This window comes from Planktothrix mougeotii LEGE 06226 (assembly GCF_015207485.1).
GTDB lineage: Bacteria > Cyanobacteriota > Cyanobacteriia > Cyanobacteriales > Microcoleaceae > Planktothrix.
Map to the genome: position 1 here is coordinate 17,958 of NZ_JADEWU010000072.1, position 12,311 is coordinate 30,268.

Below are 12,311 nucleotides of genomic sequence, written 5' to 3' on the forward strand. Positions count from 1 at the left end.
CCTTAACTTTCTGCAATTCGATCTAAGCGTTCACGAATAGCTAAGTTAAAGAGCGATCGCACCGACATCCATAACCCTAATATTGATAAAAGTAAGACCAATACCGCCCATCCTTGATAATTTCCAATTAATAAAATCGCTCCCGCAATTAAAGTAAATCCTGTCCAACAGATATAAATTAAACTTTTTAACGCTAAATTAATTCGTTTTAACGCGCGATCGCTTTCTACAGACTTGACTCTAATTTGTAACTCTCCTTCTTCTAAACGTTCTTCTAAACGTCGAATTAAAACCTCAGATTTACTCGGTTGTTGTAATCTAAATTTAATAAAATCTCGCGCCTGTTTTGCTAATTCTCCGACTAAATTACCCCGTTCTTGAGAAATGGTTAAACTCTTAACAAAGGGTTGAGCGCAAGCGACTAAACTATATTTTGGATCTAAGGTTCTCGCTAGACCATCTAAGGTGGTTAAAGACTTTAAAATAAACATCATTTGAGCCGGTAAACGGAAAGGTTGCTGCTCAAACATGATATAAATTTCTTCTTTAATTTGATTAAACATTTGAAAATCAACAGGTTTTTCTGTAAATTCTTCTAATAAAAATTTTATCATTTTTCTCACGGGTTTCATATCAGATACAGATTCAATTAATCCAATATCAATTAAAGTATCTAGCACCACATCTGTATCTTTTTTTAAGACCGCAAAAAAGGTTTTAATCATCTGATCTTTAGCTAAAGCTTTGACTTCTGCCATCATGCCAAAATCATAAAAAATTAAATTCCCATCCACACTCACCGCTAAATTTCCAGGGTGAGGATCGGCTTGGAAAAACCCATCCTGAAGAATTTGTTTTAAATAACAACAAATCCCTAACTGATTTAACCGTTTCACATCAATTCCATAGGCTAGTAATTTGTCTCGATCATCCGCTTTAATTCCCGGTAAATATTGCATTGTTAAAACTTTATGGGTGGTATATTTCCAATACACTTTAGGAACTAAAATCCCTGGATAATTTTTAAAATTTTCTCGGAAGCGATCGGCATTTTTACCTTCTTTAATATAATCAATTTCTTGATATAAAATCATAAAAAATTCATTATATAACTCATCAAGATTATAAAGCTTTGACCAAGTAAAATTCCGTTGACAAAACTGAATCATTCGCCGGACTGCTTGCATATCTAAATCAAATAATTGTTTTAACCCTGGACGCTGGACTTTAACAATGACATCTTCTCCGGTATGGAGTCTAGCTTTATGAACTTGTCCTAAACTCGCAGCCGCTAACGGTTGTTCATCAAAATCTCGATATAATGTAAATAAAGAGTTGCCTAATTCGGCTTCAATAATAGCAACGGCTTGATCACTACTAAAAGGTGGAACTTTATCTTGTAATTTCTCTAATTCTTCAACATATTCTAAGGGTAAAATATCGGCTCTTGTCGATAAAGCTTGGCCAATTTTAATAAAGGTTGGCCCTAAATCTAACATGGTTTTAACTAACCAACTCGCCCGTTTTCGTCTCTGAAGCGAGGTATTATTTGCCAAAGTTCTATCCCACCACAAAAAGAACATAAACAGTCCGCAGGCGGTGAAAACATCTAATTGTCTCGTTAAGGGAGAATATCGAGTTTTTTGCCAGCGAAGCGGTTTAGAATCAAGTTGAGTGAGCATGGGAAAAATTAGATAAGAATGAATAAATTTGAGCCGTTAGAAATCAGTTTTTAGGATTGCATTACTGAGGCATTTATTGAGAATTTTCGAGCCAAGGCACTGCGGGGTAAAACACGCTGAACTTCTTCAACAGTTGTCGCTCCAGTTGTTACTTTTTCAATAGCAGCCATGCGAAAGGATAAAAAGCCAGTTTCATGTAAATAACGATGTAATTCTGTTAGGGTTCCTTCATAAATAATTTGACGAATTCGATCATCTACAGCCAATAATTCTACTATCGCTTCTCGCCCTGAATAGCCGGAATAAAAACAGTTAGAACAGCCTCGACCTTTGCGCCAACTGTCGGGATTTGCTTCTTTTAATTTTAACCCTAAAAGGTCTAAATCTATCGCGGTTGGGGTATAAGGTTCGGCACAGTGGGGACACACGCGACGAGTTAAGCGTTGTCCGACAATTCCTAATAAAGCATCACTAATTAACCCCGGATCGGGGCCGATATCTTTGAGCCGAGGAATTGCACCAATAGCATCATTAGTATGCAAAGTTGTTAACACTAAATGACCCGTTAATGCGGCACGAACAGCCGTATCTGCGGTATCGCGATCGCGGATTTCTCCCACCATAATAATATCAGGATCTTGTCGCAAAATCGCCCGTAATCCGGCTGCAAATGTCATCCCGGCTCGTTCATGAACTTGAGTTTGAGTAATACCCGGTAAAACATATTCAACGGGATCTTCAACCGTAACCACATTAACATTTTCTGTTGCAACGGCTAACAAACTATTATAAAGGGTACTGGTTTTTCCTGACCCCGTTGGCCCGGTAAAAATAATCATTCCCTGGGGTTGACAGAGCCAACTTTTATAAATATTAAGTGTTTTTTCAGAAAAGCCTAAATCCTGTAATCCTGAGAAGGGATTTTCTTGGGGTAATAATCGAATAACGGCTTTTTCTCCCCCCACACAAGGCAGGGTACTCACGCGCATATCGAGGGCTACTTGTAAGTCTTGTTCAGAGACATAATTCTCTCCAATTCTACCATCTTGGGGGCGACGACTTTCAGCAATATCCATATTAGACATAACTTTAATTGCCACAATCACTTTGCGTCCAATATCCGCAGGTAAGAGCGTAATATTACGAAGTAAACCATCAATTCGATAGCGAACTCTTAAGCCGTCTTGGGAAGGTTCTAAATGAATATCACTGGCTCGATTTCTTAAAGCTCCTGAAATTAAGGTTTTAATTCGAGTTAGCTGATCGGCTGCTTTTGATAAATATAATTCTGTGGTTTCACTAACATTTTCTGATTCTAATTCTCCCGTTAAAGGGTTAATTAATGGGGTGGAACTAATGCGATGGGGATCAAGATTTTGGGCATGATACCAAGCGCGATAACTTTTGTCATCAATGGGGATAATTTTAATATCAGAAAAGGTGCGATCGCCCATCATTCTCAGGGCATCCATTGAGACTTCTACCGGACAGCCTAAATAATAACAATTTCGCCATAATAATAACGGAATCACAGGGGGTAAAATGTTGCGATCGGGAAATTCTCGAAAAAATCTGAAACTGACATCCCGATCTAATAATTTTAGGTTTAAAATTCCCTGGTCATCAACTAAATTTTTTAAAGCTTGTTCACAGGTAATACTTTGATTCCTGAGTTGTTGCCAAGCTGATAAAACGGGTGTGCTTGAAGTCATAGGGTTAGCTCTGGGATGAAGGTGATGAAATTTAAAGTCAAGTTGAGAAATACTGAGACACTAATCGCTCCTCTAAAATAATTATAAAGGGAAGGAATATTTTTTAAACTTTTTTAACTTGAATCCTTCTCATCTATATCAACAGGACACAATTAACGCATAATAGAGAATGAACTCCCATCGGGCACTGTTATTCGCTCAACTGTTAAATTTATGAAAGGACGCTCATTTCCTAAAATTTTAGTGATTGGTCTAGTCGTTTTGGGACTCCTGGGAATTGGGGGGTTTTATTGGCTGTCGGGTCAAAATCCCGCCTCCTTAGTAACAGGTAGCACAAAAACAGCCCCAGAGGCGGCGATGTTTGTTCCTCGAACTGCACCCGCAATGGTTTCATTATTAGTGAATCCAGATCGGTTAGAATCGGTTGGAAAGATTTTAACCTTTTCCCAAAAAAGTAATAATAATCGAATTCAACTCAACCCAATTAAAGAAAGTCTTTTAACGAACACAGGGTTAAATTATGGTCGGGATATTCAACCTTGGCTAGGAAATGAAATCACTTGGGCATTAGTTACCCCTGATGTAGATCGAGATCCAAATAATGGTCAACAACCGGGGTATTTTGTCGCTTTATCAACCAGAAATTCTCAAAAAAGTCAAGAAGTTATAGATCAGTTTTGGCAGAAACAAGTCAAAGCAGGATTAGATATTATTTCTGATCAATATGGAGGAGTTAAATTAGTTTATCGTAGACCCTTTGAAGGGAATATTGATGATGCACCGAGTTTAGTCACGGCCATGATTAATGATCGCTTTGTGTTATTTGCCAACTATCCCAAAGTGATGAAAGAAGCGTTGAATACGGTACAAGCTAATCTAAATTTAAGTCAATCGGAATCCTATCAAAAAGCCTTAAAAGAATTAAAACCCAGGGGAGTTGGATTTGGATTTTTTAATTTAGGAAATTGGCAATTAGTCACTGACCAACCGGAAGAATTTATTAGTCAACAACCCAGTTTAGCCGTATCTTTAGGAATTAACCCGAAAGGACTTTTAGCAGAAACGACATTAATTACAGCCCTAGAATCAGATACGATTAATCCTTCTCCTGCCTTTTCCAAACCTGTAGAAGCATTAAACTATATTAGTGCCAATAGTCCCTTATTAATTGCCGGAAAAGACTTAAAACAACTCTGGACAGACTTCTCAAAAATTGTTTCAGTAAATCCAGCTTTAGCAGAATTTGTTGACCAACCCATAGAGGGAATTAAAACCTTATGGGGGTTAGATTTACCTCAAGATATTTTTAGTTGGGTAACGGGAGAATATGCCTTAGCGGTTGTTCCTCATGGGGATGAAAACTGGGACTGGGTTTTTGTCGCAGAACGTTCAGAGAATGCGGATCAATCGATTGAAAATTTAGATAAAATAGCGACAGCACAAGGCTATAGTGTGGGGTCATTTAATCTTAATAATAATACCCTTTCAGCTTGGACAAAATTAACCCCGGTGGTGTTGGAGAAAAAAGATAAAGCTAAAACCCAAACCCGGTTAATTCAAGCTAATGCAAAAGGAGTCCATTCAACAGTCGGGAAATATGAAATTTTTACCACTTCTGTTGAAGCTATGGATGAAGCCTTAGAAGTGGCAAAAACGGCAAATATTATTACTCAAGATCCCGATTTTAAAGCCAGTCTTGAAGTCTTACCCCAAACCCATGATGGTTATTTCTATCTCAATTGGTTAACCAGTCGAGACTTTTTGAATCAACAATTACCTCTGTTTAAATTAGTGGAACTTTCCGCTAAACCCTTTTTTGATAATTTGCGATCGTTTACCATTAGTAGTAGCGATCGCGTGGGAAATGTTCAACACGCAACAGTATTTTTAAGACTGCGTTAGTTGAGCCAATAAACCCGGTTTCTGAGAAACTGGGTTTCTGTCTAAACTGTAAATCTAAAATTAGAGGTTAAACAATGATGAACTTACTAAATCTTTCTCTCCCTGAGTCAATTCAAACTTTTGTTGAACACCAAGTTGCTAAAGGAGGTTATGCTAATGCTAATGAATATATCCTAGATTTGCTGCGTCAAGAACAAGTAAAAATAGAACGAGTTGAATCTTTATTATTAGAAGGGTTAGAAAGTGGTGAACCGATAGAATTAACAGATGAATGGTGGGATCAAAAACGCTCTCAATTCTTGAGAAAAGCAAGCGAGCGAGAACGCTCGCACTGCAATTTAACGATTTAAAACTTGTTTTAACGCCGATAAGAATAACAGAACATTTTCAGGACGGCTATTATATCCCATTAACCCAATTCGCCAAACTTGACCCGCTAATTCTCCTAAACCATTGCCAATTTCAATATTATATTCAGTCAATAATTGACGAGAAATAGCTTTTCCATCCACCCCTTCAGGAATACGAACCGTTGTTAATGTGGGTAAACGATAATCTTCATGAACATGACACTTTAATCCTAAATCGTTTAACCCCTCCCATAATAATTTAGCATTCGTTAGATGACGATTCCAACTCGCTTCTAATCCTTCCTGTGCTAAAATTCTCAAAGCTTCTCGCAAAGCATAATTCATATTAATAGGGGCGGTATGATGATAGACTCTATCCTGACCCCAATATTGAGACAAAAGCGATACATCTAAATACCAATTCGCCACTTTGGTTGACCGATTTTTCAATTTTTCAACGGCGCGAGGACTCATGGTAAACGGCCCTAAACCAGGGGGACACCCTAACCCTTTCTGACTACAACTATAAGATAAATCCACACCCCAACTATCTAAAAATAAGGGGACACCGCCTAAACTGGTAACAGTATCAACTAATAACAAACAATCAAATTCTCGACACAATTCCCCTAACCCTTCCAACGGTTGACAAGCACCTGTAGAAGTTTCTGCATGAACCAACGCTAACACCTTGGGACGATGGGTTTCTATCCCTTGGCGCAATTCTTCCAAACTAAACACCCGACCCCAGGGTTTGACTAATTTTCGCACATCAGCCCCATAACGGCCCGCCATATCGACTAACCGATAGCCGAAATACCCCATCACCCCCACTAATACCACGTCTCCAGGTTCAACAATATTCGCCAGAGTCGCTTCCATCGCCGCACTTCCCGTCCCACTCATGGGGATAGTCATGGGGTTATCGGTTTGCCAAGCATAGCGTAACAGGGTTTGTACCTCATTCATCAGTTGTAGAAAATAGGGGTCAAGGTGTCCGACGGGAGACATCGCCAAGGCTTGCAATACACGGGGGTTAGCATTGGATGGCCCAGGCCCTAGCAACAGACGGGGAGGAACATTCAATTCTGGAGGAATAACGCGATTTTTATCATTAACCGAAGGTGAAACTAAACTCATAAATTATTTTTGACTCAATACTATTATTGTGCTGTAATTTGCCTTTCAGGAAAATATTGGTGGGAATTACAATTTTCTTCTGATGCAGGATTATTAAATGGGATATAATTGTCTTTGCACTCTCCCTGTCAGGACAGAATTTCTGACTGCTAATTCCGATAGTGCAGGCGTTTTGTTTTTAGACTTAAGAACGGGACTGACGGGGCTCGAACCCGCAACTTCCGCCGTGACAGGGCGGTGCTCTAACCAATTGAACTACAGTCCCTTGCTGTCGTTCTTTTTTTTGCGACAATTTTTATTATTACTGCTTTTTTTGAATTTGTCAACACCTCCTAGAAACTTTTTTTTGGGGGTCTGGATGGACTGTTCGCCCATGACCCAGGAAGGGGAAACGCTAGACTAAAGAAAATCAATCAGGAGCACTCAGGAGTGAATTTAGGGGTTAAACAGTTAGACGGATTAACTCAAAAACGACTGGAAACTTGGGTTAAGGAAGCACAACGGCGGAGTCAATTGGGTCAATTACCCACCTATATTCCCCAATTAGCTCAGGTCAACCCCCAGGAATTTGGGGTACAAATCCTCACCCTGACCGGGAAATCTTACCAAACTGGAGACGCCACCCTCCGGTTTCCGTTGATGAGTGTGATTAAGCCGCTTTTATTACTTAATCGACTGGTGGAATTAGGAGAAGATGAGGTGTTCAAGCGGGTCGGTGTTCAACCTTCCGATCAACCCTTCAATTCCCTGGAACAACTTCAAACCGATGACGGATGGCCCCGTAATCCGATGTTAAATAGTGGGGCCATCGTTCTAGCCGCATTACTCCCCGGACAAAATGCCGATTCTCGCTGTGATTATCTCTGTTCTTGGTTAAATCAATTTGCCCATTGTCAGCTAATTTTAGATCAAGACATTCTGGAGTCGGTGCGTTCGGTTCCCAACCCCAAAAACCAAAGGCTGATTGCGACCCTACAAGCGTCGGGTTATGTCGATCATCCCGATATCACCCTCGACACCTATAACCAAATTTGTTGTTTATCAGCCACGATTTCAGATTTAGCTCAATTAGGTCTATTATTAGCCCAGCCCTCCCAGCCCCAATGGCAAGTTTGCTGTCGCATCGTGAAAGCCTTAATGATGACCTGTGGGTTATACCAAGCATCAGGACAGTTTGCGGTACAGGTGGGACTTCCGACCAAATCGGGGGTGAGTGGGGCTGTATTATCGATTATTCCGCAACAAGGGGCGATCGCCTGTTACAGTCCGCCCCTTGATCCCGAAGGAAATTCTGTGGGGAGTTTATTTTTGATTCAAACAATGGCTCAAAGTTTAGGGTTAAGTGTGTTTAATTAGACTGAATCAATTGTCGAATTTCCTGAGCCGTTGCAGGTGCTAATAAAATCCCATTTCGATAATGTCCAGTGGCTAATAAAATCTTAGAAAATCCGGGTAAATTGCCAATAACAGGAGCGGGAATCCCTTCAGGACGAGGACGTAACCCCGACCAGGTTTTAAGAATCGTTGCCTTTTCTAAAGCTGGACAAATGGCGATCGCTCCTTTTAATACTAAATCCAAGGGTTCAGGAGTCACTAAAATTTCTTGATCATTTTCAGGAAATTCAACCGTTGCTCCCACCCAATATTCGGTATTTCCTAACGGTACAATATGAACATCATTTCCCGTAATTACAGGTTCTAATCCTAATGTTCCTAACGGTTCAATACAACGAACTTGCAACGCTTGTCCCAAAACCGGACGAATTTTAATCGGTTTTTTCCCGGAATTTTCAGTTTCCAGGGGAGAAATTAAGGGTGTTGTTCCTAACCCTGATGCCATCACAACCCAATCAGCATTTAAGTCTCCTTCAGAGGTTTTAATCCGTTGACAAACTTGTTTTTCGTCTGGGGTTTTTAATACTTCTAAAGACTCTACCGTTACGCCGAATTGAAAGGTTACGCCTCGATGTTGTGCTGCTTCAACTAAAGTTAAGGTTAATTGAGTTGGATCGAGTTGTCGATCATCAGGAGAATAAACCGCACCGAACACTTGTTCTGTATTAATCTGAGGATAGCGAGTTTGAATTTCCGTTGGGTTTAACCATTCTAATTCAAAGCCTTGGGAACGCCGTAAATTGATAAGATTATGCCATTTTTCTAATTCCTCTTCGGCATAACATAATAATAAAATTCCTTGACGATTAAAGGGAATTTTTTGACCTGTTATGGCTTCTAATTCGGGAATTAAGGTTTCATAACGTTGCATACTATACTGTCTCAGTCGCCACGCTCTTCCTTTCGTTTTTTGGCTAATAATTCCCATTAAAACCCCTAATGAAGCTCCTGTTGAAGCTTGAGCGGGAGGGTTTTGATCAATGACTGTAATCTTTAAATCGGGATTTTGGGAAAGTTCATAAGCCAGGGTTGCCCCAACGATACCACAACCAATAATAGCAATAGAAGTCATAAGTTTTTAGGGAATAAAGGGAACAGAGAATCACCAAATGTGTAAATAATTATGTTCAGGTAGGGGCGAGGTTACCTCGCCCTTACGATAATTGGGGAATCCAAACTGTTGTACAATTGATTAGACTTACTATATAGCAATCCGCGCCGAGGTTGTAATATTTTATCCTAGGGGTTTGGAAACCAAAACCAGGCGAAAAGAGGGTTTGGAAACCAAACCCCTACAGAACTTTTTCATAAATCCTACACGGATTGCTATATTATTATATTCGATAAAAACACTGTCAAATTATCTTGATTTTAACTCACTTTTAAAACAAGTTAAATTGTTGATCTGTAATTCGATTTGATTCATACAATGTTTCTGCAATTTCGGATAACTTTAAAACCGCATGAGCATTATAATCATTATCTTTTAAACGTTCTTTAACCCCTCGTTCATGATCAATTAAAACCACAATATCATACACCTTTAATCCTGCTGATTTTAACTTTTCTGCTCCTTTCATGACACTATTTCCAGTAATTAAAATATCATCAACCACAACAATAGTTTCTCCCGGTTGAAAATGTCCTTCAATTAACCGTCCCGCCCCATAAGTTTTGACTTCTTTTCGAGGAAAAATCATCGGACGTTGTAACCGTAAAGATAACCCCGTTGCGGTAGGTAAAGAACCGTAGGGAATACCCGCTATTCGGTCAAAGGTTAGGGTTTCTAAAATTTCTCCATAAGCTCCTACAATTTGATGGAAAATCTGCGGGGTGGAAATAATTCGTCTCAAGTCAATATAATAAGGAAAAATTTCACCCGATGCTTGAACATGATCCCCGAACGTAATACAACCAATATCATAAAGTTGTAAAATTAAATCTCGATGGGGTTGATGTCTTAAAAAACAGACATCAGGCAACCATAAATCACAGGTGGGATTTCCTTCAATGACCCGATTTCGTTCTTCATTAATTTGATCTCGTAATTCTTCGACTCCCTGCTTAACATTTTCTTTTTCTAATAATTTAGGCGGGACAGGTAATAATAATCCCTCCCCATTTAAACTTAATCCTGCGGATAAAATAGGGGTTAAATCTTCTATATCCGTTAAATCATTTTCTTCCGCAACATCTCCCTGCAATAAAATTAATCGTTCTGGTGCAGCTTGACGAATTTTGGCTAACATATCTGGAACCATTCCCACTTCTAACCCTAATTGTTCAGGAGTTCCCCAGGTTTGAGACGCATTAACTAATTCTAAATATAAGGGTTTATCAAATTGGGGATATTCTTGGATAATAGAAGCAGAAGGATTAGCCGTTGCACATAAAATAAAAACAGCTTTATCAGGATAAACTAAAAAAGGCGCAACTTGATCTAGTCCCGCATAGGGAGTTAGGGTACAAGCATCTACTTGTAAATCTTCAAATATAAAACGTGCAAATACGGTACTGGAATTAAAATCACTGTGTTTTGCATCTAAAATAATAGGAATATAATCAGGAATCAATTTTAGGGTTTCTTCTAATAATTTTAATCCCGGAATTCCCAACCCCAAGTAAAAACCTAATGAAAGTTTATAAGCACAAACTAACGCTGCTGTTTCCCGAATCACAAACTGTAACCATTCTTGCCATTGTTCAATAATATCATGGCGATCGCCTGCAATTCCTCCACAATTACCATTATCAAAAAGATGGCTATCAGGATCAGGTTCTAAAGCTACATAAAGTAAACTATTCTGTTGTTCGATGGCAATTAATAATTTATCAAAAAAGTTCATGGGTTAACGGTTGAAGGTTGACAGGTGCAGACAAGACCTAACTTAAAATTGTAATATTTTATGTTTGACCAGAAAATTTGATGATTTTTTTGAAGATAGCGATGGCGATGCCACAAGACGGCGGCATCGCCTTTGGGAACATGAAAACACCCTGGCTTAAAAAGGGGGATATAATCTTAGCTATAGCAGTCGTGCGTTAGGTGTTAGGACATAGACTCATGCTAAAACCGTGGGTCGTACACCCCTATGAACCTGCCTGCTCCCTGCTATATAATCAGAGGTTTTCGGCTGAAGTTGACGAACTTGACGCGACATAGCACGTCTCTACAGTCCTGTTCAATTTAATTTGAATTGGTGAACCCTTCTAAATTGAAGACTTCTTCCTCAGAATTATTCCCTAAATCCGTTGTTTCTTCCTGAATTAAATTAGAATTTTCTTCAGGGGAAATTACCTTTTCTTCCGTTAAATTAGCGGGGGTTTCTTGACCTAATGACGCTCCATTTAAAGCTGTCCAAGTCGCTTCATTAACAGAATTACTCGTTTCTAACCCCTGGGCTATTTGGAATTCATGCAACGCCGTTAAGGTGCGAGAACCCAAAATCCCATCAATGGGGCCAGGATTATAGCCTTTGGCTTCTAAACGTTCTTGTAAGATGCGGACATCGCTTCCCCGTGAACCTCTGGCTAAAAGGCTTTCCTCTTGAACCGGACTCGAAATTTGAGGTTCTGCCGATAACGCCTGCCAGGTATTTCGGTCTACAACCCCCGTCACTTCTAATCCTTTAGCAGCCTGAAATGCTCGAACAGAGGCCGTTGTCCGAGGGCCAAAAACACTGTCAATTTTCCCCGGACTAAACCCATGAGCTTTTAAATGTTGTTGTAACCCTGTCACCTGAGAACCTTCTGTTCCCTGGGATAACACCCGTTCCCGTCGGCGCGACGGTTGAGGTTCAACTTGATAAAATGGTTCAGAAAAAAGTTCTCGTCTTGCAGTTTCTGTATCAGTAACACTAGACGTGAACCCGGAATTGCTGCCCTCCTGCCCTGATTCTGTTAATCCTAAACTGGAACTCGACGTTGCGAACGCCACGGGAGCAAAAGCCGGAAGAACCAAAGAAAACAGGCCAGCAATAATAGCAGTTCTGATACCCATGACCCTTACCTTATTTCTATAAAGTTTGATTGTACTCAAATTCTAGTTTCTTGATTGGATTTTATCATCAGGAGGCGGATAGAATAAAGAGGATAAGGGGACAAGGGGATGAGGGGATGAGGGGATGAGG

General features: G+C 39.7%; 9 protein-coding genes and 1 tRNA gene. 3 read left to right on the plus strand and 7 right to left on the minus strand.

Features of this window, described 5'->3' with window-relative positions:
- Positions 1-2: 2 nt before the first annotated feature.
- The gene (locus IQ236_RS22080; RefSeq protein WP_193871277.1) at positions 3-1,682 is read right to left on the minus strand and encodes an ABC1 kinase family protein; all 1,680 of its coding nucleotides are present in this window, start codon (positions 1,680-1,682) and stop codon (positions 3-5) included.
- Positions 1,683-1,732: 50 nt separating this feature from the next.
- Entirely contained in the window at positions 1,733-3,394 is a 1,662-nt protein-coding gene (locus IQ236_RS22085) for a GspE/PulE family protein (RefSeq protein ID WP_193871278.1), read from the minus strand.
- 213 nt (positions 3,395-3,607) lie between these two features.
- Here IQ236_RS22085 and IQ236_RS22090 point away from each other — a divergent pair, with 213 nt between their 5' ends.
- Entirely contained in the window at positions 3,608-5,296 is a 1,689-nt protein-coding gene (locus IQ236_RS22090; RefSeq protein ID WP_193871279.1) for a DUF3352 domain-containing protein, read from the plus strand.
- Positions 5,297-5,370: 74 nt separating this feature from the next.
- Complete coding sequence (locus IQ236_RS22095) at positions 5,371-5,646, plus strand: ribbon-helix-helix domain-containing protein (RefSeq protein WP_228041796.1); 276 nt, start codon at positions 5,371-5,373, stop codon at positions 5,644-5,646.
- Here IQ236_RS22095 and IQ236_RS22100 read toward each other — a convergent pair.
- Positions 5,635-6,786, minus strand: a complete 1,152-nt coding sequence (locus tag IQ236_RS22100; protein WP_193871280.1) for a pyridoxal-phosphate-dependent aminotransferase family protein — start codon at positions 6,784-6,786, stop codon at positions 5,635-5,637. The two genes, IQ236_RS22095 and IQ236_RS22100, sit on opposite strands and share 12 nt — an antisense overlap.
- A gap of 191 nt (positions 6,787-6,977) precedes the next feature.
- Positions 6,978-7,051: transfer RNA gene (locus tag IQ236_RS22105), tRNA-Asp, on the minus strand.
- 164 nt (positions 7,052-7,215) lie between these two features.
- Here IQ236_RS22105 and glsA point away from each other — a divergent pair.
- The gene (gene glsA, locus IQ236_RS22110) at positions 7,216-8,142 is read left to right on the plus strand and encodes a glutaminase A (RefSeq protein ID WP_322744304.1); all 927 of its coding nucleotides are present in this window, start codon (positions 7,216-7,218) and stop codon (positions 8,140-8,142) included.
- Here the strand turns inward: glsA and IQ236_RS22115 are convergent.
- From IQ236_RS22115 to IQ236_RS22125, 3 genes are all read right to left on the minus strand, one after another.
- Entirely contained in the window at positions 8,135-9,253 is a 1,119-nt protein-coding gene (locus IQ236_RS22115) for an NAD(P)/FAD-dependent oxidoreductase (RefSeq protein WP_193871281.1), read from the minus strand. The two genes, glsA and IQ236_RS22115, sit on opposite strands and share 8 nt — an antisense overlap.
- A gap of 310 nt (positions 9,254-9,563) precedes the next feature.
- Positions 9,564-11,027 carry a bifunctional orotidine-5'-phosphate decarboxylase/orotate phosphoribosyltransferase gene (locus IQ236_RS22120; RefSeq protein WP_193871282.1) on the minus strand — a complete coding sequence of 488 codons (1,464 nt, stop codon included), beginning with the start codon at positions 11,025-11,027 and terminating at the stop codon, positions 9,564-9,566.
- A 341-nt stretch (positions 11,028-11,368) separates the two neighbouring features.
- Entirely contained in the window at positions 11,369-12,181 is an 813-nt protein-coding gene (locus tag IQ236_RS22125) for a peptidoglycan-binding domain-containing protein (protein ID WP_193871283.1), read from the minus strand.
- Positions 12,182-12,311 lie beyond the last annotated feature (130 nt).

Excerpts from the sequence above, each read along its gene's own strand:
- IQ236_RS22080 (WP_193871277.1), bottom strand. The coding sequence starts at position 1,682 with ATGCTCACTCAACTTGATTCTAAACCGCTTCGCTGGCAAAAAACTCGA.
- IQ236_RS22085 (WP_193871278.1), bottom strand. The coding sequence starts at position 3,394 with ATGACTTCAAGCACACCCGTTTTATCAGCTTGGCAACAACTCAGGAAT.
- IQ236_RS22090 (WP_193871279.1), top strand. The coding sequence starts at position 3,608 with ATGAAAGGACGCTCATTTCCTAAAATTTTAGTGATTGGTCTAGTCGTT.
- IQ236_RS22095 (WP_228041796.1), top strand. The coding sequence starts at position 5,371 with ATGATGAACTTACTAAATCTTTCTCTCCCTGAGTCAATTCAAACTTTT.
- IQ236_RS22100 (WP_193871280.1), bottom strand. The coding sequence starts at position 6,786 with ATGAGTTTAGTTTCACCTTCGGTTAATGATAAAAATCGCGTTATTCCT.
- IQ236_RS22115 (WP_193871281.1), bottom strand. The coding sequence starts at position 9,253 with ATGACTTCTATTGCTATTATTGGTTGTGGTATCGTTGGGGCAACCCTG.
- IQ236_RS22120 (WP_193871282.1), bottom strand. The coding sequence starts at position 11,027 with ATGAACTTTTTTGATAAATTATTAATTGCCATCGAACAACAGAATAGT.
- IQ236_RS22125 (WP_193871283.1), bottom strand. The coding sequence starts at position 12,181 with ATGGGTATCAGAACTGCTATTATTGCTGGCCTGTTTTCTTTGGTTCTT.